The following is a 24,074-nucleotide window of genomic DNA, read 5'->3' as shown; positions in this document are numbered from 1 at the left end:
GTGGTCGCCGGGGGCGGGCCGACGCCGGGTGTGGTCGCCGGGGGCGGGCCGACGCCGGGTGTGGTCGCCGGGGGCGGTGCGGCGGCGGGAATCGGCGCGCCGGCAAGCCGGGGGGCGGCCGCCGTCGACGCGAGGTGGGCCGGCGCCGCGGTGGGCGGTCCGGCGGGGGTGTCGGGGGGCGCCTCCGCCGGATCCTCCGCCCGGGCGGCTCTCCCGGCGCTGCGGTCCGGCGGGAACCGGGCGGGCCGGGCGGGCCGGGCGGTGCGAGCGCGGCTCGGCGTGTTCCCGGGGCTCCGGGACGCGTTACCCGGCGGCCCGCCGCGCGAGTCGGCGGGCCGGGTGGGGCCGGTGGGCGGGCGACCGCCGACCGTCGGGCCGCCGCGTCCGCGCCGGACCGGCCGGGAGCGGCCGGTGGGGGCATCCGCCCGCGCGGGGCTGCCCCTGGGCGGCGGCGTGCTCGCCGCCTGATGCGACGTCCGGGCCGGAGCGGGCACGGGGCCACTCCGACCCGGACGTCGTCCAGGGCCGGCGAGCCAAGGGGCGGCCGGATCCGGCGGATGCGCCGGGGCGGGCCAGGGCGGTTCGGTGGGTCAGCGGTCGGCGAGGAACGCCAGGGCACGGTCCCAGGTGAGGGCGGCGGCCTGCCCGTCGTGGTCGGGCGTGCCGGGGTCGGTGAACAGGTGCCCGGGGCCCGGGTAGCGGTACACGGTCACCTCGGCGCCGGCCGCGGTCATCGACCGCTGCCAGTCGTCCACCTCGTCCTGCGGCTCGTACTCGTCGGGATCGGCGAGGTGCAGCTGCACGGGCAGCCCGGGGCGTACCGAGCCGGGGTCGCCGCCGGTGCCGTGCAGCAGGAGCAGCGCGGCGGCCTCCGGCCGCTCCGCGAGCAGTGCCCCGGCGACGCCGGCGCCCATGGAGAAGCCGGCCAGCACGGTGTCGGCGGGCAGTCCGGCCGCCGCCGCGCGGGCCCGGTCGAGGACCGCGTCCCGGCCGATCTTGTCCAACAGCGCGAAGCCGGCGTCGACGGTGTCGGCGGCGGGCACCTCGTACAGGTCGGGGGTGGTCACCTGGTGCCCCGCGGCGCGGAGCCGGTCGGCGGCGGCCAGCACGGCGGGCCGCAGCCCGTAGACGGAGTGCAGGAGCAGGATGTGTGCCATGGCCCCATCCTGGCGCACCCCGGTCGGCGGGCGGACCGGCACGCCGGTCAGTCGCGGGCGATGGTGCGGCTGCGGCCGCGGAACTCGGCGACGACCTCGCCGCCCCGCGACACGGTGACGTCGTAGATGCCGCTGCGGCCGTAGCGGACCCGCTCGGTGGCCCGGGCCTCCAGCAGGTCGCCCTCGCGGACCGGGCGGAGGAAGCTGATCTCGCCGCCGGCGGCCACGGTGGCCGGGCCGTGGCTGTTGCAGGCCAGCGCGAACGCGGTGTCGGCGAGCAGGAAGACGAAGCCGCCGTGGCCGATGGCGTGGCCGTTCAGCATGGCCGCGGTGACCCGCATCCGGGCCACCGCCGCGCCGTCGCCGGCCGAGACCAGCTCGATGCCGAGCCCCTTGGACGCCACGTCGGCGTCGAACATGTCGTGGGCCGCGGTGCGGCCGTCCTCGCCCGCCACGTCAGTTGCCCCGCCGCTGGTCGACGATCCGGCGCATCTTGCCCATCGAGCGTTCGACCCCGTCGGGCTCGATGACCTGGACCGCCACGCTCACCCCGATGGTGTTCTTGACCTGCTCGACCAGCGCGGCGCCGGCCCGCTCGGCCTCGTCGGCGGCCACCCCGGCCCGCCGCTCCACCTTGACGGTGAGGGTGTCCATCCGGCCCTGCCGGTCCAGCACGCACTGGAAGTGCGGCGACAGCGCGGGCGTACGCAGGATCAGCTCCTCGATCTGGGTCGGGAAGACGTTGACCCCGCGCACGATCATCATGTCGTCGGTGCGGCCGGTGATCTTCTCGATCCGGCGCATGCTGCGGGCCGTGCCCGGCAGCAGCCGGGTGAGGTCGCGGGTGCGGTAGCGGACCACCGGCATGGCCTCCTTGGTGAGGGAGGTGAGCACCAGCTCGCCCCGCTCGCCGTCGGGCAGCACCTCGCCGGTGACCGGGTGGATGATCTCCGGGTAGAAGTGGTCCTCCCACAGGTGCAGGCCGTCCTTGGCCTCCACGCACTCGACCGCCACCCCGGGGCCCATCACCTCGGAGAGGCCGTAGATGTCCACGGCGTGCATGTCGAGGCGCTGCTCCATCTCCCGGCGCATGTCCTCGGTCCACGGCTCGGCCCCGAAGATGCCGACCTGGAGGGAGGTGGACCTCGGGTCGACGCCCTGGCGCTCCATCTCGTCGACGATGGCCAGCATGTAGCTGGGGGTGACCATGATGACCTCGGGCTGGAAGTCGCGGATCAGCATGACCTGCCGCTCGGTCATGCCGCCGGAGACCGGGATGACCGTGCAGCCCAGTTCCTCGGCGCCGTAGTGCGCCCCGAGCCCGCCTGTGAAGAGCCCGTAGCCGTAGGCCACGTGCACCCGGTCACCCGGGCGGCCGCCCGAGGCCCGGATCGAGCGGGCCATCAGCTTCGCCCACGTGTCGAGATCGGCGCGGGTGTAGCCGACCACGGTGGGCCGGCCGGTGGTGCCGGAGGAGGCGTGCAGCCGCGCGACCCGCTCGCGCGGGACCGCGAACATGCCGAACGGGTAGTTCTCCCGCAGCTCGGCCTTGCCGGTGAACGGGAAGCGGGCCAGGTCGGCCAGGTCCCGCACGTCGTCGGGGTGCGCGCCGGCCGCCTCGAAGGCCTGCCGGTAGTGCGGCACGTTGTCGTACGCGTGCCGCAGCGACCAGCGCAGCCGGTCGAGTTGCAGGGCCCGCAGCTCGTCGACGCCGGCCCGCTCGACGGGTTCCAGCTCGTCCGGACGAGGGGTGCGGTCCTGCACGGTGGCCTCCTGCGCGACGGGTCCGCCGACGCCGCGTCGCGCCGGGCGGGTGCGATCACCGTACGCCCGTACGGCCCGTCCTGCCAGGTCAGGTCCCCGGTCCGGCCGCCCACCGGCGGTCAGCCCGGGACCGCGAGGAGCCGCGGAGAAGGGGGTGCCTGCGGCTCAGCGGGCGGCGGGGAGCCGGTGCAGGGCGTCGACCAGCGGGGCCAGCTCGGGGGTGCGCTCGGCCTCGGCGAGCGCGTCGGCGAGCACCCGGTCGTGGGTGGGGCGGGCCCGGCCGAGCAGCTCCGAGCCGGCCGGGGTCAGCTCGGTGTAGATGCCGCGCCGGTCGTCGGCGCAGAGCACGCGGGTGAGCAGGCCGCGCTCCTCCAGCCGGGTGACCAGGCGGGTGGTGGCGCTGCCGGAGAGCGCGGCGGCGCGGGCGAGCTGCCGCATCCGCATGTGCCAGCCGTCCTGGCGGGAGAGCGCGTCGAGCACGGTGTATTCCACGACGGAGAGGTCGTGCTCGCCCTGGAGGGCGCGCTCCAGGGCGGTCTCGATGAGGCCGTGCAGCGCCGCGAGGGTACGCCAGCCCTGCGCGCGGATCTCGACCGCGTCGTCGGCGATTCCCATGGCGCCCCCTCCGGTGTGACCTGGACGTCCCCCAGGCTACCACCCTTGCGCCGGTATACGGCGCGTGCAACTATCTTTGTTGTCGGCGCGGGTAGTTGCACGCGCCTCTTTGTTTCCCGCTCATGGATGGGTACGGCATGACACAGCGCACCTCCGCCCTCCCCGGCGGCCTGATCGCCCTGGCGATCGGGGCGTTCGGCATCGGGCTGACCGAGTTCGTGATCATGGGGCTGCTCCCCCAGGTCGCCGCCGACTTCGCGGTCAGCGAGTCGGTGGCCGGCTGGTTGATCTCCGGCTACGCCCTCAGCGTGGCCGTCGGCGGGGTGGCGCTCACCGCCGCTGTCACCCGGCTGCGCCGCAAGCCGGTGCTGCTGGGCCTCATGGTGCTGTTCATCGCCGGCAACCTGCTCTCGGCGCTGGCCGGCGACTACGGCACCATGCTGGCCGGCCGGATCGTGGCGGCGCTCTGCCACGGCGCGTTCTTCGGCATCGGTGCGGTGGTGGCGGCCGGCCTGGTCCCGCCGGCCCGCCGCGCCGGCGCGATCGCCATGATGTTCGCCGGCCTCACCATCGCCAACGTCCTCGGCGTGCCGTTCGGCACCCTCCTCGGCCAGCACTTCGGCTGGCGCGCCACGTTCTGGGCGATCACCGGCATCGGGCTTGTCGCGCTGGCCGGCCTCGCCGTCCTCGTGCCCGGCCGCGGTCCGGCCACCGACGCCGCCCCGACCGGCGGGCTGCGCGGCGAGCTGCGGGCGTTCACCCACGCCCAGGTCTGGTTCTCGCTCGTGGTCACCGTGCTCGGCTTCGGCGGCATGTTCGGCGCGTTCACCTACATCGCGTACACGCTGACCGAGGTGAGCGGCTTCGCGGCCGGCACCGTGCCGTGGCTCCTGGTCCTCTTCGGGGTCGGGCTGTTCGCCGGCAACCTGGCCGGCGGCCGGGCCGCCGACGTGTCGCTGTCCCGCACCCTGGTCACCGTCCTCGCGGTGCTCACCCTGGTGCTGGTCGGCTTCGCGCTGACCGCCACGAGTCCGGCGCTGACCGTGGTCGCGCTCGTGCTGATGGGCGCGTTCGGCTTCGCCACCGTCCCGCCGCTCCAGATGCGGATCATGCGGTACGCCCGCCGGGCCCCGACCCTGGCCTCCGGGGCGAACATCGCCGCGTTCAACGTCGGCAACGCGCTCGGCGCCTGGCTCGGCGGGCTGACCATCGACGCCGGCCTCGGCTTCACCGCCCCGATCTGGGCCGGCGCCGGGCTCACCCTGCTCGGCCTCGGGGTGCTGCTGGTGGCCGAGCGGCGCGCCCGGCGTACCCCGGCGGACGCGGCGGAGGCCCGCGAGCTGGCCGACGTCGCGGCCTGACCGGCTCGCCCGGCCTGACCGGCCGCCGGACCGGGCAGGCGGGCGGGCGGGCGGGCGGCGTTATGCTCGGGCGAGAGCCGGCGGTGGGGCCCGCCGTCCCGGAACCCGCCGGGAGAACCGCGACACGCTCGCCAACGGTCCCTGCCAGTGATGCCCGTCCTGGTGGGAGGCACCGTGACCGGACCGTCCGAGTTCCGCGTCGACCCCGACGTCGACCTGCGCGTCCCCGCCGACCGGCGGGAGCTGCCCGCCCACCCGGCCGCGGTGCTCGGGGTCATCGCCGCCGGCGGCGTGCTCGGCGCGCTGGCCCGGGCCGGGCTGCAGGCCGCGTTCCCGCACCCGCCCACCGGCTTCCCGTGGGCCACCTTCGGCATCAACGTCGCCGGTTGCCTGCTGATCGGCGCGCTCATGGCGGTGCTCACCGCCCGACCGGCCGGGCCGCTGGTCCGGCCGTTCCTCGGCGTCGGCGTCCTCGGCGGCTTCACCACCTTCTCCACCTACGCCGTGGACGCCCAGCGGGCGATCGCCGCCGGGGCGCCGGGCATCGCGCTGGCGTACCTGGCGGCGACGCTGGCCGGGGCGCTGCTGGCGGTCGCGGCCGGGGACGCGGTGGCCGGCCGGCTGCTGGCCCGGGCGCGGGGCGGGGCGGCCCGGTGACCGTCCTGCTGGTCGCGCTCGGGGCGGCGGTGGGCGCGCCGCTGCGCTACCTGACCGACCGGGCCGTGCAGGCCCGGCACGGCTCCCCCTTCCCGTGGGGCACGCTGACCGTCAACGTGGTCGGGTCGCTGGTGCTCGGGGCGGCGACCGCCGTGCCCGCCTCCCCCGGGGTGACCGCCCTGGTCGGCACCGGCTTCTGCGGCGCGCTGACCACCTGGTCCACCCTCGGCTACGAGACCGTGCGGCTGCACCGCGCGGGCCACCGCGGGCACGCGCTGGCCAACGCGCTCGGCAGCGTGGCCGCCGGCCTCGCGGCGGCCACCGTCGGATATCTCCTGGGCAGCGCCGTCACCGGCTGACGCGCCGGGCCGCCGCGCTCACCCCCGCACCGGCCGACCCGCCCGCTCACCCGAGAGCCGCCACCGGCTGACCGGCCGGGCCGGCGCGCTCACCCCCGCGCCGGCACGGCGGCAGGCGCCGGAGCCGGATCAGCCGCGGCGGGATCGGCGGCGAGCGCCACCACCGGCCCGATCACGAACACGGCCGGCGGCCGGACGTCGTCCCGCTCGGCGAGCGCGCCGACCTCGTCGAGCCGGCACCGGGCCGTCCACTGCGCCGGGTGGCCGGCGTCCCGGACCACCAGCACCGGCGTCTCCGCCGCCCGCCCGTGCGCGAGCAGTTCGGCGGCGATCCGCCCCACGGTGTCGACCGCCATGAGCAGCACCAGCGTGCCCCGGGCCCGGGCCAGCGCGGCCCAGTCCACCAGGGAGTCGGGATGCCCGGGCGGCAGGTGCCCGGACACCACGGTGACCTCGTGCGCCACGCCCCGGTGGGTCACCGGCACCCCGGCCAGGGCGGGCGCGGCCACCGCGCTGCTCACCCCGGGCACGAGCACCGTCTCCACCCCGGCCGCCGCGCAGGCGAGGACCTCCTCGTGGCCGCGGCCGAAGACGTACGGGTCGCCGCCCTTGAGCCGGACCACCCGCCGCCCCGCCCGGGCGTGCGCGATCAGCGTGTCGTTGATGGCGTCCTGGGACATCGACGGGCCCCGGGGCACCTTGGCGGCGTCCACCACCAGCACGCCCGGCCGCAGCCGGCGCAGCAGCCCGGCCGGGGCGAGCCGGTCGGCCACCACCACGTCCGCGGCGTCGAGCAGCGCCCGCCCGCGTACGGTGATCAGGTCGTCCGGGCCGGGGCCGCCACCCACCACGGCCACCTGTCCGGGGCGCAGCGCCGGCTCGTCGTGGTGGCCGGCATGGTGGTGATGGTGGTGGTGGCCGTGCCCGTCGGCCGGGTCGTCGGGGTGGTGGTGCGGGGTCTGCGGCCGGCCCACCTTGTCGGCGAAGCCGGGCAGCGCCACCCGGTACGCGCAGGTGTCGCAGTTCATCCGGATGTCCCCGCGCAGCGCCTCGGCGTGCCGTTCCAGGACCAGGTCGGCGAGGGCGTCGCAGTCGCCGATCACCTCGGCCACCCGCACGTCCACGCCGGGGTGGTCGGCGGCGAACTCCCGGCTCTGCGCCACGATCCGGTCCGGCAGCACCCCGGCGAAGAGGAAGTACGGAGCGACCACGATCCGCCGGGCGCCGAGCCGGCGCAGCCGCTCCAGCACGGCCGGCACGGACGGCTCGGCGAGCGAGACGAAGCCGGGTTCCACCCCGGCGTAGCCCCGTCCCTCCCAGAGCAGCCGGGCCACCTTGGTCACCTCGGCGTTGGCGTCCGGGTCGGTGGAGCCGCGCCCGATCAGGGCCACCCACGTGCCGGCCCGGTCGGCGCCGTCGAGCGCCGCGTCGATCCGCTCCGCCAGCAGTTCCTGGAGCAGCGGGTGCGGCCCGAGCGGCCGCCCGTACGCGTACCGCAGGCCGGGGTGGCGCTGCTTCTCCCGGGCGAGGGCAGCGGGGATGTCGCCCTTGCCGTGCCCGGCGGCGGCCAGCACCAGCGGCAGCGCCACCAGGTTCCGGTGGCCGCGGTCGACCAGCGCGCCGACGGCGTCGGTCAGCGGCGGGCGGGACAGCTCGATGAAGCCGCCCTCGACGTCGGCGACCGCGCCCCGGCGGCGGATCCGCTCGACCAGCGCGCCGAACTGGGCGACGCCGGCCGCGCTGCGGGTGCCGTGCCCGACGATCAGCAGCGGGGTCTGGTCCTTCACGTGTCCTCCAGGTAGAGCAGGGCGTTGAGGGCGGCGGCGGCCACCGCGGAGCCGCCCTTCTCGCCCACGTTGGACACGGCGGGCAGGCCGCTGGCCCGCAGCGCCGCCTTGGACTCGGCCGCGCCCACGAAGCCGACCGGCAGGCCGACCACCAGTGCCGGGGCCGCGTCGAGCGCGATCAGCTCGACCAGCGCGGTGGGCGCGCAGCCGACCACCCAGACCGCGCCGGGGCCGACCCGCTCGGCCGCGATCCGCACCGCCGCGGCCGAGCGGGTGATGCCGGCGGCGCTCCCCAGCTCGGCGGCGGCGGGCTCGGCCACCGGGCAGACGATCTCCCGTCCGGCCCGGGTGATGCCGGCGGCGACCATCCACACGTCCGTGACGATCGGCGCGCCGGCCCGCAGCGCGGCCAGCCCGGCGGCCAGGCCGTCCTCGTCGCAGACCAGGTCGGCGACGTAGTCGAGGTCGGCGCTGGCGTGCACCACCCGCTCGGTGACCGCCCGGGTCAGCGGCGGCAGGTGCGACAGGTCGGCCCGCTCGCGCAGGATCCGGTAGGACTCGGCCTCGATCGGGTGCACCGTCCGGCTCATGAGCCGGCCGGCCCGTAGCGGCGGTCGTAGCCGCGCAGCCGCCAGAGCAGCACGGCGCCGCCCCAGGCGAGGGCGAAGAGGCCCACCACGGCGTAGCCGAGCTGCTCGAAGTGGTCGGCGATCGAGGCGTACCCGGCCAGGGCCGTGAGCCCGAGGTGGTCGGCGAGCAGCCCGGCCAGGTAGACGCTGGCGACCAGGCCACCGACCAGCACCGTCATCGTGGTGGTGGCCAGGTTGTACCAGAGCCGCCGGGCCGGCTGCCGGTACGCCCACGAGTACGCGCGGCTCATCAGCAGGCTGTCCGCGGTGTCCATGGCGGACATCCCGGCGGCGAAGAGCAGCGGCAGGGTGAGCAGCGCCAGCACGGGCAGGCCACCGGCGGCGGCGGTGCTCGCCGACAGGGCCAGCAGGGTCACCTCGCTGGCCGTCTCCAGGCCCAGCCCGAAGAGGAAGCCGACCGGGGCCATGTGCCAGGAGGAGCGGACCAGGGTGCGGGCCCGGGCCCCGAGGATCCGGTGCATGAGCCCCCGGTTGAGCAGCATGAGGTCCAGTTCGGTCTCGTCCAGCGCGCCGGCGCGCAGCCGCCGCCAGAGCCGGGCCAGCCCGGCCAGCACCACCGCGTTGAGGGCCGCCACGAGCAGCAGGAAGCCGGTGGCCGTGACGATCGCGACGGTGGCGCCGACCTCGCGGACGCCGGCCATCCGGTCGCCGGTCAGCCGCGTCGAGGCGAGCCCGACCACGAGGGCGAGCAGCAGCACCACGGCGCTGTGCCCGAGGGCGAAGAAGAAGCCGACGCCGACCGGCCGCCGGCCGCGCAGCAGCATGAGCCGGGTGGTGTCGTCGATGGCGGCGATGTGGTCGGCGTCGAAGGCGTGCCGCACCCCCAGCACGTAGGCCAGGGTGCCGGCGCCGGCCAGCCCGCCGGCCGCCGCCGGCTGGTTGTTCCAGTACAGGTAGAGGGTCACGCCGGCGACGTGCAGCGCGGCGACCGCGCAGACGATGCCGCCGAGGCGCGCCCGTTCGGCGCGGCTCCAGCGGCCGATCGTGGGGGCGGCGGTCGGGGTGGAGGTCATCGCTCTCCTCGGGGTTCGGGGTCGACGCGGATGGCGTCCACGGGGCAGATCTCCAGGCATTCGAGGCAGCCGGTGCAGCGGTCGGTGACCCGCAGGCCGGCGGGGGTGGGGCGGATGGCGTGCGTCGGGCAGGTGAGCAGGCAGGCGCCGCAGCCCTGGCAGGGGCCGATGGTCACGACCGCCACCGGTACCCCCGGGGCGTGACCATCCGGCCGGCGACCACCCGCGTCTGCGAGCTGCCCACCACCACCACGCTGTACATGTCGACCAGGGCCGGATCGAGGGTGCCCAGGGTGGCCAGGTGCACCCGCTCGCCGGGGCGGCTGGCGTTGCGCACCACGCCGATCGGGGTGTCCGGTGGGCGGTGCGCCGCGAAGGCGTCCAGCGCCGCGCCGAGCTGCCAGTCCCGGGTGCGGCTGCGCGGGTTGTAGAGCAGCGCCACCAGGTCGCTCTCCGCCGCGGCGGCGATCCGGCCCGCGATCACCTCCCAGGGGGTGTGCAGGTCGGACAGGCTCAGGTAGACGTGGTCGTGCCCGAGGGGCGCGCCGAGCAACGCGGAGGCGGCGAGGCCGGCGGTCACCCCGGGCACGCCGACCACGTCGATCCGGTCGTCGGCGTACTCGAGGGCGGGGCTGGCCATCGCGTACACGCCGGCGTCGCCGGAGCCGACCAGGGCGACGGCGTGGCCGGCGGTGGCCTCGGCGACGGCGGCCCGGGCCCGGGCCTCCTCCGCGCCGAGCCCGCTGGCCAGCACCCGGGTGCCGGGGCGGAGCAGGTCGCGGACCTGGTCGACGTACTGGTCCAGGCCGACCACCACGGCGGCCCGGCGCAGCTCGGCCACCGCGCGCGGGGTGCGCAGGTCGGCCGCGCCGGGGCCGAGGCCGACCAGCGCGAGCCGGCCGCGCGGGGCGTGCCGGGCCACCGCGACGGTGGCCATCGCCGAGGCGGTCTTCGGCACCAGCAGCGTGCCGCCGCCGCGCAGCGCCGCGGCCTCCGCGACGCTCGGCGTGCCGACCGCGGCGCGGACCACCTCGCTGGGGTGCGGCACCTCGACCGCCGCCAGCTCCGCCGCGGACCGGGTCTCCAGGGGTACGCCGTACGCGTCGGCGGCCGCCCGGATGCCCGCCTCGTCGGCCTTGAGGTCCACGCTGGCCAGGCAGCGCAGGCTGGCCGGGCTGAGGCCGGCGTCGGCGAGCGCCCGGCGCAGCAGGCCGGTCACCTCGGCGGCGGGCACGCCCCGGCTGGAGCCGATGCCCGCGACCAGGGACGGCGGCCGGAGCACCACGGTCCGCCCGTCGAGGGGAACGACCCGGTCGGTGACCAGGATCCGCCACCCTCCCGCGCCATCGCCCGGCTCGTCGGCGGCCGGCCTCGGGCTCGCCGTTTCGGCGACCGGCGTCGGAGCGTCGCCCGCGGTGGCGACCGGCGTCGGAGCGTCGCCCGCGGTGGCGACCGGCGCGCCGGAGCCGGCCGGCGGGGGTGTGACCTCGATGTGGACGTGCTCCGGCAGGGCGGGCAGCGGCCAGGTGGCGTCGGCGACCAGCCGGACCGGCTCGCCGTCGAGGATCGCCCGGGACACCGCGGCCACCGCGCCCTCCACGGGCCAGCCGAGCGTGTCCAGCCCGGGCAGGCCGACCGCGTCGGTGGCGGTGGTGACCACGGGCCGGGCGTCGAGCAGCGCGCCCACCTCGGCGGCGAGCGCGTTGGCGCCCCCGGCGTGCCCGCCGAGCAGGGCCACGGCGTGCCGGGCCGCCTCGTCGACGACCACCACGGCCGGGTCGGTGTGCTTGTCACCGAGCAGCGGGGCCAGGATGCGGACCACCGCGCCGGTGGCCAGGAAGGCGACCACGGCGTCGCACTCCCGCCAGGCGGCCCGCAGCGCGTCGGCGGCGCTCTCCGCCGCCACGAGCCGGGCGTGCGGCCAGGCCGCGGCAACGACGCGCGCGTGCCGCCGCCCGGCGGCGGTCGCCGCTACGAGGCCCAGAAGGAAGGGCCCCTTCCTAACGCCTCCGGTAGAGCAGGGGTCCCCTGTTAACAGGTCCGAGGGTGTGGGCACGGGTTCCTCCGGGTGGGTCGTCATGGGTGCTCCGCGGTGAGCAGGACGACCGGGTTGGTGGCGGCCAGGCGCAGGGAGCCGCCGGGCAGGTCGGCGAGGCGGGCGGCCGCGAGCTGGCAGCCGTCGACCGCGTAGCCGGCGGCGCGCAGCAGGTGCACGGCCGGCGCGACCCGGTCGAGCGCGGCCAGGGTGACGACCACCCGGGGCGGGCGACGGTCGGCCACCGCGGCGAGCACGTCCACGCCGCCCCCGCCGACGAAGACCGCGTCCGGGTCGGGTAGCCCGGCCAGGGCCGCCGGGGCCGCCCCGGTCACCACCCGGACGTCGACGCCGTGCCGGGCGGCGTTGGCGCGGATCGGAGTGTCCGGGTCGCGTTCCACGGCGAGCACCGCCGCCCCGAGCAGGGCACACTCGATGCCGACCGAGCCGCTGCCCGCGCCGACGTCCCAGACGAGCCGGCCCAGCCGGGGCCGCAGCCGGGCCACCGCGAGCGCCCGGACCTCGGCCTTCGTGATCATGGACTCCCGGTGGGCGTACGCGGACTCGGGCAGTGCCCAGCCCCCGGCCGGCGCAGCGGCCGGCTGGTCGTCGGCGCGCATCCCGGCCTCCGGCGGGCCGTCCACGGTGGAGAGCGGCGTCGTCCGGGGCGGAACGGTCTCCGGGGCGAGGCTGAGCACGACGTGCGGGTCGGCCCAGGTCGTCGCGGCGGCCTCGGCCGGGGTGGTCCAGGTGACCCGCTCGTCCGGGGTGCCGAGGTGCTCGGCCACGATCAGCCTGCGGTCCCAGCCGGCCAGCCCGGCGCCCAGCTCGGCCGCGCCGGCGGCGGGGGCCGTGAGCACCGCGACGGCGGGCAGCGCCCGGCAGGCGTTGAGCGCGGGGCGGGGGTCCCGGCCGTGCGCGGTGACGACGGCGGCGCCGTCCCAGGGCAGCCCGGCGCGGGCGAACGCGGCGGCGACGCTGGAGACGGCGGGCAGCACCCGCACCGGCAGGCCGGCCTCCCGGAGCCGGCGGACGATGCCGAAGAACCCGGGGTCGCCGCTGGCCAGCACCACCGCGGGCGTGCCGGCGGCGACGGCGGCGGTGAGGCGGTGCAGGGCGGGGGCGAGCGGGCCGAGGACGACGGTGGCGCAGCCGGGCGGTACGGGCACGGCGGCCAGGTGCCGGGCCGCGCCGACCACCAGCCCGGCGCCGGCCAGCGCCTGCGCGAGCGCGGGGTGCGCGGGCCGGCCGGCGGCGTCGACCCCCGCCACGAGGACGGTCGGGCTCACGCGGCCCACCGCCCGGAGGAGGCGACCACCCGGGCGCCCGCGAAGTCCACCATGGCCACGTCGACGCCGACCGCGTGCCCGGCGAAGCGGAGCAGCACGTGCCGGACCCGGCGGCAGAGCAGGTCCCCGGCCGGGCCGAGCAGCCCGGCGTCCGCCCACAGCTCGTACGCGTGCCGCCCGGTGTTGGCCGCGGTGACGGCGGCGACCAGGTCCGGGTCGCCGCCGGCCTCGGCGGTCACCGCGCCGAGCAGCGACAGGTCCACCTTGGAGCGGGTGTAGTGGGTCATCAGGATGCCGGCGGCGAGCTTGGCCAGCTTGCCGGCCATGCCGACGAAGACCACCCCGGTCATCCCGTCGCCGACGGCGGCCGTGACCGCCGCGCCGGTGAAGTCGCCGACCTCGACGAAGCACACCTCGGGCAGCTCCGGCAGCAGCGCCCGGGCCGCCCGCTCGGTCCGCCCGCCGGTGCAGAGCACCACGGTCCGCTCCCCCTGGGCGGCCATCACGTGCACGGCCTGCACCACGCTGGCCCGCCAGGAGGCGGTGGAGAACGGCCGGACGATCCCGGTGGTGCCGAGGATGGAGATGCCGCCGAGGATGCCGAGCCGCCGGTTGGTGGTCTTGCGGGCCATGATCTCGCCGCGCGGCACGCTGATCACCACGCGGACGCCGGTCTCGCCGAGGTCGACCACCTCGGCGACGGCCTGGCCGATCATGCGGCGCGGGGTCTCGTTGATGGCCGGGCCGCCAACCGCCAGGCCGAGTCCCGGCCGGGTGACCGTGCCGACCCCCGGCCCGCCGTCCAGGCGCAGCCCCGGCTCGTCCCGCCAGGTGACCGTGGCGGTCAGCTCGGCGCCGTGGGTGACGTCGGGGTCGTCGCCGGCGTCCTTGACCACCACGGCCTCGGCCCGCCGGGCCCGGTCCAGGTCGCAGCGGGCCACCGCGAAGGTGACCCGCCGGCCGGCCGGCAGGCCGATCTCCACCTGGCGCTGCGGCTCGCCGGTGACCAGCGCGGTCAGCGCCGCCTTGGTCGCCGCCGTGGCGCACGCGCCGGTGGTCCAGCCGGTACGCAGCGCGGTGGGCCGGACTTTCGCCGTGCGCGGCAGGTCCGGCTCGCGCAGCGGCGGGTCGGCGTACGTCACCGGCCGTCCCCGGGGTCGCCGGACCGGTCGGCACGGGCGCGGCGCAGCGCGGCGCGGGCGCCCGGCTCGGCCCGGCGGTAGGTGTGGAAGTGCCCCGGGTGGTAGAGGTGCGAGCGGGTGCCGGTGGCGGCGAGCGCCGGCCCGACCAGGAACAGGGTGTGCTTCCAGAGCTTGTGCGCCTTGACGGTGGCCTCCAGCTCGCCCAGTACGCACCGCACCACCAGCTCGTCCGGCCAGGTCGCCTGGTACGCGACCACCACCGGAGTCTCCGGCGGGTAGCCACCGGCCAGCAGTTCCGCCTGGGCCTGCCCGGAGCGGGCGGCGGAGAGGAACAGCGCCATGGTGGTGCCGTGCCGGGCGAACTCGCGGACCCGCTCGCCGGGCGGCATGGGCGTCCTGCCGCCCTCCAGGCGGGTGAGGATCACCGACTGGGCGACCTCGGGGATGGTCAGCTCCCGGCCGACCAGCGCGGCGACCGCGGTGAACGAGGACACCCCGGGCACCACCTCCACGGCCAGGCCGAGGTCGCGGCACAGGTCGAGCTGTTCCTGCACGGCGCCCCACAGGGCCGGGTCGCCGGAGTGGATCCGGGCCACCGTCAGCCCCTGCGCGGCGGCCCGTTCGTAGAGCGGCCGGACGCCCTCGATGGGCAGCTGGGAGGAGTCGACGATCTCGGCGCCCGGGCGGGCGTGGGCGAGCACGTCGGCGTGCACCAGGCTGGCCGCCCAGATCACCACGTCGGCCTCCGCGATGACCCGGGCGGCGCGCAGGGTGAGCAGGTCGGCGGCGCCGGGGCCGGCCCCGACGAACCAGACCTTGCCGGTGATGTTCACAGTTTTCCTCCCCGGCCGTCCCGGCGGGCCGGGACCAGCAGCGTCGACAGGTAGGGCAGGTCGGCGGCGGCGGCGTCCACCGGCCCGATCCGCTCGCCCGGCAGGCCGAGCGACCGGCCCAGCACGGCGCCGGCCAGCCGGCCCTGCCGCCGCAGCTCGTCGACCAGGTCGGGGTGGCGGCGCCAGCCTTTGTAGACGACGACGGTCCCGGGGCCGGCGAGCGCGTCGGCGACCGGCGTGAGGCCGGCCGTGGCGGGCAGCAGGGTGAGCGGTTCCCGGCCCTCGCAGAGCGGCACGCCCGCCCGGGCGGCCAGGTCCTGCATGGCGGTGATGCCGGGCACGGTCCGCACCTCGACCCCGGGTCGCCGGGCCCGGACCCCGTCGGCCAGGTAGCCGAAGGTGGAGTAGACGTTGGGGTCGCCGATGGTGGCGAACGCGACCGACCGGGCGCCGGAGTCGACGACGGCCACCACGGCCTCCGCCGCGGCGTCCCAGGCCCGCTCCCGGCGGGCGGTCACCCCGCCGCGGTCGTCCAGGGCGAACGGCAGCCGGCGCAGCCGGTCCGCGGGCACGTGCGCCCGCACGGTGGTCTCGGCCCGGCCGGCGGGCGTGTCCGGGTCCGCGGCGAGCCGGTCCAGCACGGGTACGAACACCAGGTCGGCCTCGCCCAGCAGCCGCGCGGCCTTGAGCGTGAGCAGCTCCGGGTCCCCGGGTCCGACCCCGATCCCGGTCAGCACGGCCGGCGGGTGGTGGGGCGGGGTCACCGGCTCGCCGCCTCGACCAGCCGGCGGGCCGCGCCCGGGTGCCCGGCCCAGTGGGTGTGCAGGTAGGAGGCGTGCACCCGGCCGGACACGAAGCCGTGCGGGGCGCCGTCCCAGTGCCAGGCGGGGCGGTCGCCGTGCCCCGGGTCGGTGACGGTGCGGTGGAACTCGTGTCCGCGTACCGGGTCGTCGGCACGGTGCGCCGGGGAGTCGGCGGCGGCCACGGCGTCGCGGTAGCCGAGGGTGAGCCGGCCGGTCATCCGGGCGGTGTGGTCGAGCCGCCCGCACATCGGTATCCCGTCGAGGGAGCGGCCGAGGTAGAGCAGCCCGGCGCACTCGGCGACCACCGGGCCGTCGAAGCCGGCCAGCTCGGCGCGGAGCGCGGTGTTGCCGGCCAGGGCGTCGGCGTGCAGCTCGGGGAAGCCGCCGCCGATCACCACGGCCCGGGTGCCGGCCGGGAGGGCCTCGTCGCGCAGCGGGTCGAGGGTCACCACCTCGGCGCCGGCCGCGGTGAGCAGCTCGGCGGTCTCCGCGTACGAGAAGGTGAACGCCGCCCCGCCGGCGACCGCGACGACCGGGCGGGCGGTGCCGGCGGGACCGCCGACAGCGGCGGCCGGGTCCCAGGCGGGCGCGGTGAGCGGCGGCGCGGTGCGGGCCAGCGCCAGTACGGCGTCGAGGTCCACCGTGGACTGGACCAGGTCGCCGAGCGCGGCCACCACGGCGACCGACTCGGGCGCGCGTTCGGCGACCGGCACCAGCCCGAGGTGGCGGGACGGCGCGGCCACCTCGGCGGCCCGGGTCACCGCGCCGAGCACCGGCACGCCCACCTCGGCGAGCGCGTCGCGCAGCAGCGTCTCGTGGCGGGGCGAGCCGACCCGGTTGAGGACCACCCCGCCGATGCGCACGGCCGGGTCGAACGCGCGCATGCCGAGCACCAGCGCGGCGGCGGAGCGGCCCTGCGCCGTGGTGTCGAGCACCAGCAGCACCGGCGCCTCGACGAGCCGGGCCACGTGGGCCGTGGAGGCGTATCCGCCGTGGCCGACCGCGCCGTCGTGCAGCCCCATGACCCCCTCCACCACGGCCACGTCGGCCGGGGTGGGCACGCTCGCGCCGTGGCGCAGCAGCGGGGCGACCCGCTCCGGGCCGACCAGCCACGGGTCGAGGTTGCGGCCGGGACGGCCGGCGGCGAGCGCGTGGTAGCCGGGGTCGATGTAGTCGGGGCCGACCTTGTGCGGGCTGACCGCCAGGCCGCGCCGGCGCAGGGCGGCGAGCAGGCCGGTGGCCACGGTCGTCTTGCCGTGCCCGCTGGCCGGGGCCGCGACGACCAGCCGCGGCAGCGCCCAGGGCGTCACCATTCGATGCCCTTCTGGCCCTTCTGGCCGGCGTCCATCGGGTGCTTGACCTTGGTCAGCTCGGCGACCAGGTCGGCCGCCTCGACCAGCCGCGGGTCGGCGTCCCGCCCGGTGATCACCACGTGCTGGAAGCCGGGCCGGTCGCGCAGGGTGGCGACCACCTCGTCCACGTCGACCCAACCCCACTTCATCGGGTACGTGAACTCGTCGAGGACGTAGAGCCCGTAGCGCTCGGCGGCCAGGTCGCGCCGGATCTGCCGCCAGCCCTCGCGGGCGTCCTCGGCGTGGTCGGCCTCGCCGCCGCGCTGGATCCAGGACCAGCCCTCGCCCATCTTGTGCCAGGTCACCGGCGCGCCCTGCCCGGTGCGCTCGTGCACCTCGCCGAGGGCCCGGAAGGCGTTCTCCTCCCCCACCCGCCACTTGGCGCTCTTGACGAACTGGAAGACGCCGACCGGCAGCCCGGCGGTCCAGGCGCGCAGCGCCAGCCCGAATGCGGCCGTCGACTTCCCCTTCATCTGTCCGGTGTGCACGATCAGCAGCGGGCGGTGGCGCCGCTGCCGGGTGGTCAGCCCGTCGGCAGGCACGTGGGACGGCTTCCCCTGCGGCATCAGGCGGCGCTCCTCGTGGTGAGGCCGACGAGCGGGTCACTGGCCACGTCGGCGAGGTGGTGGTGCGGGGCGTGCAGTTGGTGGGCGAGGCGGCGGGCCAGGTGCAGGCGGACCGGCCCGGACTCGCAGTCGACGACGACGCAGGGCGCGCCGGTGGCCGCGAGCACCGCGGCGGCGCGGGCGGCCCGGTCGAGCGGGCGGCGGCCGGCGGTCGCGCGGCCGTCGGTGACCACCAGCACGAGGGGGCGGCGCCTCGGGTCGCGCAGCCGCTCCACCCGCAGCAGGTCGGCCGCGGCGAGCAGCCCCTCCGCGAGGGGGGTACGCCCGCCGGTGGGCAGCTCGGCCAGCCGGGCCGAGGCGGCGAGCACCGAGGAGGTGGCCGGCAGCAGGGTCTGCGCCCCGGCGCCCCGGAAGGCGACCACGGCCACCTTGTCCCGCCGCTGGTAGGCGTCGGTGAGCAGCGCCAGCACGGCGCCCTTGACGGCGGCCATCCGCTGCCGCGCGCCCATCGACCCGCTCGCGTCGACCACGAAGAGGACGAGGTTGCCCTCGCGTCCCTCGCGGACCGCCTCGCGCACGTCGGACGGGCGCAGTCGCAGCGGCCCGCCGGTCCGGCCGCGGGCGGCCTGGTGGGGGGCGGCGGCCCGGACGGTGGCCGGCAGGTGCAGCGCGCCGGCCGGGCCGGCGGGCACGCGGGCGCCGGTGGTGTGCCCACGTCCGGTGCGGGCCCGGGAGCGCCGGCCCGGCACGCCCTCGCCCACGCCGGGCGCGGTGAGCAGCCGGGCGCGCAGCCCCCGGTCGGGCACGGCCACGGTCCCGCCCTCCGCATGGTCCGGATCGCCCGGCCGGCCGCCGGGGCGGAACCGCCGGGCGTGCGGCCGTCCCCGGTCACCGCCACCGTGCGGCGCGCCACCGCCGGGCCGGTGCGCGTCGGCCTCGTCGCCGCCCGCGTCGTCGCCCGGGTGGCCGGACCGATCCGGATCGGCGGCGGCGCGGCCGTCACCGGATGGGTCGTCGTGGCCGGTCCAGTCGGCGCGGTCGCCGCCGGTCCGGTGGTCCCGGCCCGTCCCGTCGGCACGGCCCTCGCCGGTCCGGCCGTCGTTGAACCGGCCGTCGCCCGTCCCCTCGCCGCTCCGGCCGTTGGCCGGCCAGCGACCGTCCCGGCCGGCCCCGGCGCGCCCGTCGTCCGGTGACCCGGGGCGTCCGTCCTCGTCGGACCCTCCCGACCGGTCCCGGCCATCGGCGCCGCCCTTCCCGCGGGCCGGCTGGCCGGGACCGTCGGGGTCCGACCCGGCGCCGTCCGACCCGCCGCCGGAGCCACGAGGATCGCCGTCCGGCCCCGGGCCGCCGTCCGGCCCGCCGTCCGGGCCGTGGTCGTCGGGATCGTCGTCGGGGTGCTGCTCGCGGGCGCGGCGCAGCGCCTCGTCCAGGCGCTGCTCGTCCAGCCCCGGGGTGTCGAACGGGTCCCGGCGGCGGCGGTGCGGCAGGGCCAGCCGGGCGGCGACCCGGACGTCGTCGGCGCCCACCCGGTCCCGGCCCTGCCAGGCGGCGTGCGCCACGGCGGTCCGGGCCGTGACGATGTCGGCGCGCATGCCGTCCACGTCGAACGCGGCGCAGACCTCGGCGATCTGCCGCAGCGCCGCGTCGGGCAGCGCCACCCCGGGCAGCCGGCGCCGGGCCGCGGCGACCCGGCGGGCCACCTCGGCGTCCGCCTCGGCCCAGCCGGCGGCGAAACCGGCCGGGTCGGCGTCGGCGGCGAGGCGGCGGCGGACCACCTCGGCGCGTACGGCCGGGTCGCGGCTGGCGGCCACCTCGACGGTGAGCCCGAACCGGTCGAGCAGCTGCGGGCGCAGCTCACCCTCCTCCGGGTTCATGGTGCCGACCAGCAGGAACCGGGCGGCGTGGCTGACCGAGACACCCTCCCGCTCGACGTGGCAGCGGCCCATCGCGGCGGCGTCGAGGAGCAGGTCGACCAGGTGGTCGTGGAGCAGGTTGACCTCGTCGACGTAGAGCACGCCGCGGTGGGCGGCGGCGAGCAGGCCGGGCTCGTAGGCGCGTACCCCCTCGGCGAGGGCCTTCTCCAGGTCGAGCGAGCCGACCACCCGGTCCTCGGCGGCGCCCACCGGCAGTTCCACCAGGCGGGCCGGGCGGTGCTCGGCCGTCGACCCGGCCGGGTGCGGTCCGTCCGGGCAGCCCGGGTCGGGCGCGGCCGGGTCGCAGGCGAAGCGGCAGGCGGCGACCCGATCGACCGGAGGCAGCAGCCCGGCGAGGGCACGCACGGCGGTGGACTTGGCGGTGCCCTTCTCACCCCGGACCAGCACCCCGCCGATGGCCGGGCTGACCGCGTTGAGCAGCAGGGCGAGCCGCATCTCGTCCATCCCGAGCACCGCGCTGAATGGATATCCGCTCACTGTGCCTCCTTCGTTCGCGACTGCGGGGCTCGCAAACCCGGCTCACTCCTCGCGCTCACTGCCGGTCCTCCAGGTCGCCCTCACTGGCCAGGTACGTCTCGTGCAGCCGGTCGAGGGTGACCGGCTCGGGCGCGGCCCACAGCCCGCGGTCGGCGGCCTCCAGCAGCCGTTCGGCGATGCCGCGCAGCGCCCACGGGTTGGACCGCTCGAGGAACTCCCGGGTCTCCGGGTCGAAGAGGTACGCCTCGGCGAGCCGCTCGTACATCCAGTCGTCGACGACCCCGGCGGTGGCGTCGTAGCCGAACAGGTAGTCCACGGTGGCGGCCAGCTCGAAGGCGCCCTTGTAGCCGTGCCGGCGCATGGCGGCGATCCAGCGCGGGTTGACCACCCGGGCGCGGAACACCCGGCGGGTCTCCTCGCCGAGGGTGCGGGTACGCACGTCGTGCGGCATGGCCGAGTCGCCGACGTAGGCGGCCGGGGACCCGCCGGTGAGGTGGCGGACCATGGCCACCATCCCGCCGTGGTACTGGAAGTAGTCGTCGGAGTCGACGATGTCGTGCTCGCGGGTGTCCTGGTTCTTCACGGCGACGGCGATCCGGGCGAAGGAGCGTTCCATGTCGGCCCGCGCCTCCCGCCCGTCCAGCCCCGGCCCGTACGCGTAGCCGCCCCACACGGCGTACACCTCGGCCAGGTCGGCGTCGGTGCGCCAGTTCCGGGCGTCGATGAGCGGCAGCAGCCCGGCCCCGTACGCCCCTGGCTTGGAGCCGAAGATCCGGGCGGTGGCCCGGCGCGCGTCGCCGTGCTCGGCGACGTCCGCGTCGACGTGTGCCTTCACGAAGTTTCCGGCGGCCGGCTCGTCGAGCGCGGCGACCTGCCGGACGGCGTCGTCGATGAGCGCGACGACGTGCGGGAAGGCGTCCCGGAAGAAGCCGGAGATGCGCACCGTGACGTCGACCCGGGGGCGGCCCAGTTCGGGCAGCGGCACCACCTCGACGCCGGTCACCCGGCGGGAGCGGTCGTCCCACACCGGACGGACGCCGAGCAGCGCCAGCACCTCGGCGATGTCGTCGCCCTGGGTGCGCATGGCGCTGGTGCCCCAGACGGTGAGCCCGACCGAGCGGGGGTACGCCCCGGTGTCGGCGAGGTGCCGGGCCAGCAGCGAGTCGGCGAGGGCGACCCCGACGTCCCAGGCGTTGCGGCTGGGGATGGCCTTCGGGTCGACGGAGTAGAAGTTGCGGCCGGTGGGCAGCACGTTGACGAGCCCCCGGGTGGGCGAGCCGGACGGGCCGGGCGGCACGAACCGGCCGGCGAGCGCCCCGAGCACCCGGCCGATCTCGTCGGTGGTCCGGTCCAGCCGGGGCACCACCTCGCGGGCGGCGAAGCCGAGCACGTCGGCGGCCTCCGGCACCGGCCCGCCGACCACCTCCTCGACCACCGCGCCGGCCTTGGTGGGGTCCCAGCCGAGGGTCTCCATGCCGAGCACGAGCCGGCGGGCCAGGGCCTCGATGAGGTCGACGGCGTCGGCGGCCGTGGCGGCCGGCCCGTCGACGGCCTCGGTGAGCGCCGCGGGCACGGCGATCCGGGCGCCGGGCGCGGCGAGCAGCGCCGCCTCGTCGAGGCCGGCGTGGGCGGCGAGCGCCTGGCGTAGCCCGGGCAGCGCGCGGGCCCCGCCCCAGACCTGCGGGGCGCGCAGCACGGCGAGGACGAGGTTGACCCGGGCCTCCCCGGCGGGCGCCTCGGCGAGGATGTGCAGGCCGTCGCGGATCTGCACGTCCTTGACCTCGCAGAGGTAGCCGTCGAGGTGCAGCACGAAGTCGTCGAAGTCCTCGTCGCCGGGCATCTCGGCCTGGTGCAGGTCGTGGTGCAGCTCGGCGGCGCGGACGAGGTCCCAGATCTGCCGCTGCACGGTGGGCGCCTTGGCCGGGTCGAGGGCCTGCACGGTGGCGTACTCGTCGAGGAGCTGTTCGAGTTTGGCCAGGTCGCCGTAGGTCTCGGCGCGGGCCATGGGCGGCACCAGGTGGTCGACGACCACGGCGTGCGCGCGGCGCTTGGCCTGGGTGCCCTCGCCGGGGTCGTTGACGATGAACGGGTAGACCAGCGGCAGGTCGCCGAGGACCGCGTCGGGGGCGCAGTCGGCGGACAGCCCGAGGCCCTTGCCGGGCAGCCACTCCAGGGTGCCGTGCTTGCCGAGGTGGACCACGGCGTCCGCGCCGAAGCCGCCGTCGGTCACCGGCGCGGCCAGCCACCGGTACGCGGCCAGGTAGTGGTGGCTGGGCGGCAGGTCCGGGTCGTGGTAGATGGCCACGGGGTTCTCGCCGAAGCCGCGGGGCGGCTGGATGAGCAGCGCCACGTTGCCGAAGCGCAGCCCGGCGAGGACGAGGTCGCCGCCGTCGGTGTAGAGCCGGCCGGGCGGCTCGCCCCAGTGCTCGCGCATCCGGTCCCGCAGCGGGGCGGGCACCGCGCCGAACCAGCGCCGGTAGGTCTCCCCCGGCAGCCGCGCCTCGGCGGCGGCGAGCTGTTCGGGGGTGAGCCACTCGACGTCGTGCCCGCCGGCGGCGATCAGGGCGTGGATCAGGGCGTCCCCGTCGTCCGGCACGGGAGCGTCGCCCAGGTGGTAGCCGGCCTCGGCCAGGGCGGCGAGCAGCCGGACCGCCGAGGCCGGGGTGTCCAGGCCGACGGCGTTGCCGACCCGGGAGTGCTTCGTCGGGTACGAGCTGAGCACGATGGCGAGGCGCTTGTCGGCGTTGGGCACGTGCCGCAGCCGGGCCTGCCGGACGGCGATGCCGGCGACCCGGGCGGCCCGCTCCGGGTCGGGCTGGTAGACCGAGAGCCCGTCGGCGTCGATCCGCTTGAACGAGAACGGCACGGTGACGATCCGTCCGTCGAACTCGGGGATGGCCACCTGCATGGCGGCGTCCAGCGGGGACAGTCCGGCGTCGCTGGCCGCCCACCGGTCGCGGTCGCTGGTCAGGCAGAGCGCCTGGACGATCGGCACGTCCAGGGCGGCGAGCGCGCCGACGTCCCAGGCGTCCTCGTCGCCGCCCCCGGAGGCGTCCGCGGCGACCGTGCCGCCGGCCGCGAGCACCGTCACCACCAGGGCGTCGCACCGGCCGAACAGCTCCAGCGGGCCCGCGCCCGGGGCGAGGCCGCGCAGCGAGCCGCAGAACACCGGCAGCGGCTGGCCGCCGGCCGCGGTGACCGCGTCGGCGAGGGTCTCCACGAAGGCGGTGTTGCCGGCCAGGGCGTGCGCCCGGTAGAAGACGATGCCGACCACGGGCCGGCCGTCGGGCGCCGGGTCGGTGCCGAGGATCCCGTGCGGCGGGGTGGGCGCGGGCGGGGCGAAGCCCTCGCCGGTGAGCAGCACCGTGTCGGAGAGGAACCGGGCCAGCTCGGCCAGGTTCTCCGGGCCGCCCTGGACCAGGTAGGCGAGGGCCTCGGCGGCCACCCCGGCGGCCACGGTGGACGCCGCCATGAGCTCCGCGTCGGGCACCGCCTCGCCGCCGAGCACGACCGTGGGCACGCCGGAGGCGAGCACCGCGGCGAGGCCGTCCGGCCACGCCTGCCGGCCACCGAGCAGGCGTACGACGGCCAGGTCGACGCCGTCGAGCAGCGCGGGCACGGCGTCGGCGGCGACCCGGGCGGGGTTGGCCAGCCGGTAGCCGGCGCCGCTGGCGCGGGCGGCCAGCAGGTCGGTGTCGGCGGTGGAGAGCAGCAGGATGCGCACGGACGGCTCCGGAGCGTGACGCCCGGCGGCACGGCGGGGCCGGCGGCGGGCGGGGGTGGGCGCGGATTCGGCGGGTACGCGGGTCCGGCGGGCGGCTCACCGACAGCAAGGTCGGCAGGGGCGCCCGGCCGGGTGCGGAACCCGGCGGGGCGGTCAGCGGCGGACGGCGCGGGCCCGCCCGGCGCGCGGCACGGCGGCCTGCGGGGCGGTGGGGTGAGCGGTCAGCGGCGCGTCGGTGCGCGCCGGCCGGGAACGACGATCGTCGTCGATGGCGGAAAGGCCGTGCATCGGGTCCTCCTCGGGTGTCCACGCCCTGGGGCTCTCCGACGGCCGAAGTATCCTGGCTTCCGGATCGACGCTCTCCCCCGGCCTTCCAACCGCGCACGCACGGCCGTGACTCACGAGGGGGGATCGCTCCCCGGTGACAGTGGCGGGACCGCGCCGGAATCGCACCGGCTTCCTTCACTGCCGTCAGGCCGCGAATGCTGCCACAGCCGCCCAGCGCGGGTCAACGCCGGGTCCCCGGCCCTCCGCCCGGCCCACGGCATCCGCAGCG

The 24,074-nt window shown here is 77.5% G+C and carries 20 protein-coding genes, 2 pseudogenes and 1 riboswitch; of the genes and pseudogenes, 4 read left to right on the top strand and 18 right to left on the bottom strand.

What is annotated here, in order from left to right; all coding sequences use genetic code 11:
• A pseudogene (locus ABZS80_RS08175) lies at positions 1 to 468 on the top strand (hypothetical protein); the annotation flags it as partial.
• A gap of 122 nt (positions 469 to 590) precedes the next feature.
• On the opposite strand, the gene ABZS80_RS08170 reads toward ABZS80_RS08175, so the two are convergent.
• The 4 genes from ABZS80_RS08170 to ABZS80_RS08155 form a co-directional block, all read right to left on the bottom strand.
• The gene (locus tag ABZS80_RS08170) at positions 591 to 1,157 is read right to left on the bottom strand and encodes a dienelactone hydrolase family protein (RefSeq protein ID WP_355055055.1); all 567 of its coding nucleotides are present in this window, start codon (positions 1,155 to 1,157) and stop codon (positions 591 to 593) included.
• A gap of 47 nt (positions 1,158 to 1,204) precedes the next feature.
• On the bottom strand, positions 1,205 to 1,576 hold the full coding sequence (paaI, locus tag ABZS80_RS08165) for a hydroxyphenylacetyl-CoA thioesterase PaaI (protein WP_225854035.1): 372 nt from the start codon (positions 1,574 to 1,576) through the stop codon (positions 1,205 to 1,207).
• Between the two features lie 37 nt (positions 1,577 to 1,613).
• Positions 1,614 to 2,921: a phenylacetate--CoA ligase PaaK gene (gene paaK, locus ABZS80_RS08160; protein WP_355055054.1), complete on the bottom strand. Its 1,308-nt coding sequence runs from the start codon at positions 2,919 to 2,921 to the stop codon at positions 1,614 to 1,616.
• A 165-nt stretch (positions 2,922 to 3,086) separates the two neighbouring features.
• Positions 3,087 to 3,536: a MarR family transcriptional regulator gene (locus ABZS80_RS08155; RefSeq protein WP_151465640.1), complete on the bottom strand. Its 450-nt coding sequence runs from the start codon at positions 3,534 to 3,536 to the stop codon at positions 3,087 to 3,089.
• A gap of 137 nt (positions 3,537 to 3,673) precedes the next feature.
• Between ABZS80_RS08155 and ABZS80_RS08150 the strand changes: the two genes are divergently transcribed.
• From ABZS80_RS08150 to crcB, 3 genes are all read left to right on the top strand, one after another.
• Positions 3,674 to 4,897, top strand: a complete 1,224-nt coding sequence (locus ABZS80_RS08150) for an MFS transporter (protein WP_355055053.1) — start codon at positions 3,674 to 3,676, stop codon at positions 4,895 to 4,897.
• A 162-nt stretch (positions 4,898 to 5,059) separates the two neighbouring features.
• Entirely contained in the window at positions 5,060 to 5,554 is a 495-nt protein-coding gene (locus tag ABZS80_RS08145) for a CrcB family protein (protein WP_355055076.1), read from the top strand.
• Entirely contained in the window at positions 5,551 to 5,913 is a 363-nt protein-coding gene (gene crcB / locus ABZS80_RS08140) for a fluoride efflux transporter CrcB (protein ID WP_355055052.1), read from the top strand. The genes ABZS80_RS08145 and crcB overlap by 4 nt, the downstream gene beginning before the upstream one ends.
• An 89-nt stretch (positions 5,914 to 6,002) precedes the next feature.
• Here crcB and cobA read toward each other — a convergent pair whose 3' ends face one another.
• From cobA to ABZS80_RS08070, 14 genes and pseudogenes are all read right to left on the bottom strand, one after another.
• On the bottom strand, positions 6,003 to 7,700 hold the full coding sequence (gene cobA / locus ABZS80_RS08135) for a uroporphyrinogen-III C-methyltransferase (protein WP_355055051.1): 1,698 nt from the start codon (positions 7,698 to 7,700) through the stop codon (positions 6,003 to 6,005).
• Positions 7,697 to 8,290 carry a precorrin-8X methylmutase gene (locus tag ABZS80_RS08130; protein ID WP_355055050.1) on the bottom strand — a complete coding sequence of 198 codons (594 nt, stop codon included), beginning with the start codon at positions 8,288 to 8,290 and terminating at the stop codon, positions 7,697 to 7,699. Before ABZS80_RS08130 ends, cobA begins: the two co-directional genes overlap by 4 nt.
• On the bottom strand, positions 8,287 to 9,363 hold the full coding sequence (locus ABZS80_RS08125) for a HoxN/HupN/NixA family nickel/cobalt transporter (protein WP_225853920.1): 1,077 nt from the start codon (positions 9,361 to 9,363) through the stop codon (positions 8,287 to 8,289). The genes ABZS80_RS08130 and ABZS80_RS08125 overlap by 4 nt, the downstream gene beginning before the upstream one ends.
• Positions 9,360 to 9,548 carry a 4Fe-4S dicluster domain-containing protein gene (locus tag ABZS80_RS08120; protein WP_151464376.1) on the bottom strand — a complete coding sequence of 63 codons (189 nt, stop codon included), beginning with the start codon at positions 9,546 to 9,548 and terminating at the stop codon, positions 9,360 to 9,362. Before ABZS80_RS08120 ends, ABZS80_RS08125 begins: the two co-directional genes overlap by 4 nt.
• Positions 9,536 to 11,347, bottom strand: coding sequence for a precorrin-3B C(17)-methyltransferase (gene cobJ, locus ABZS80_RS08115; protein WP_355055075.1), 1,812 nt, complete (start codon positions 11,345 to 11,347; stop codon positions 9,536 to 9,538). The genes ABZS80_RS08120 and cobJ overlap by 13 nt, the downstream gene beginning before the upstream one ends.
• 92 nt (positions 11,348 to 11,439) lie before the next feature.
• Positions 11,440 to 12,696 (bottom strand): precorrin-6y C5,15-methyltransferase (decarboxylating) subunit CbiE, encoded by a 1,257-nt coding sequence (gene cbiE / locus ABZS80_RS08110; protein ID WP_355055049.1) that lies wholly within the window; start codon positions 12,694 to 12,696, stop codon positions 11,440 to 11,442.
• The gene (locus ABZS80_RS08105; RefSeq protein WP_355055048.1) at positions 12,684 to 13,829 is read right to left on the bottom strand and encodes a cobalt-precorrin-5B (C(1))-methyltransferase; all 1,146 of its coding nucleotides are present in this window, start codon (positions 13,827 to 13,829) and stop codon (positions 12,684 to 12,686) included. The genes cbiE and ABZS80_RS08105 overlap by 13 nt, the downstream gene beginning before the upstream one ends.
• Positions 13,826 to 14,656, bottom strand: a complete 831-nt coding sequence (gene cobM / locus ABZS80_RS08100; protein ID WP_151464383.1) for a precorrin-4 C(11)-methyltransferase — start codon at positions 14,654 to 14,656, stop codon at positions 13,826 to 13,828. The genes ABZS80_RS08105 and cobM overlap by 4 nt, the downstream gene beginning before the upstream one ends.
• Before the next feature lie 2 nt (positions 14,657 to 14,658).
• A complete protein-coding gene (gene cobI, locus ABZS80_RS08095) occupies positions 14,659 to 15,426 on the bottom strand; it encodes a precorrin-2 C(20)-methyltransferase (RefSeq protein ID WP_355055047.1) in 768 nt (255 codons plus the stop codon).
• Positions 15,423 to 16,778, bottom strand: a complete 1,356-nt coding sequence (locus ABZS80_RS08090) for a cobyrinate a,c-diamide synthase (protein ID WP_355055046.1) — start codon at positions 16,776 to 16,778, stop codon at positions 15,423 to 15,425. The genes cobI and ABZS80_RS08090 overlap by 4 nt, the downstream gene beginning before the upstream one ends.
• Entirely contained in the window at positions 16,772 to 17,383 is a 612-nt protein-coding gene (gene cobO, locus ABZS80_RS08085) for a cob(I)yrinic acid a,c-diamide adenosyltransferase (protein ID WP_151464381.1), read from the bottom strand. Before cobO ends, ABZS80_RS08090 begins: the two co-directional genes overlap by 7 nt.
• Positions 17,383 to 19,853 (bottom strand): annotated as a pseudogene (locus tag ABZS80_RS08080) (VWA domain-containing protein). The gene cobO and the pseudogene ABZS80_RS08080 overlap by 1 nt, the downstream one beginning before the upstream one ends.
• Entirely contained in the window at positions 19,850 to 23,518 is a 3,669-nt protein-coding gene (cobN, locus tag ABZS80_RS08075; RefSeq protein ID WP_355055045.1) for a cobaltochelatase subunit CobN, read from the bottom strand. The pseudogene ABZS80_RS08080 and the gene cobN overlap by 4 nt, the downstream one beginning before the upstream one ends.
• A 153-nt stretch (positions 23,519 to 23,671) precedes the next feature.
• On the bottom strand, positions 23,672 to 23,806 hold the full coding sequence (locus ABZS80_RS08070) for a hypothetical protein (protein WP_355055044.1): 135 nt from the start codon (positions 23,804 to 23,806) through the stop codon (positions 23,672 to 23,674).
• A gap of 45 nt (positions 23,807 to 23,851) precedes the next feature.
• Positions 23,852 to 23,981: riboswitch (cobalamin riboswitch) on the bottom strand.
• Positions 23,982 to 24,074 lie beyond the last annotated feature (93 nt).

This window comes from Micromonospora sp. NPDC005305 (assembly GCF_040607315.1).
Classification (GTDB): domain Bacteria; phylum Actinomycetota; class Actinomycetes; order Mycobacteriales; family Micromonosporaceae; genus Micromonospora.
This window is presented reverse-complemented; position numbering and strand designations above follow the sequence as displayed.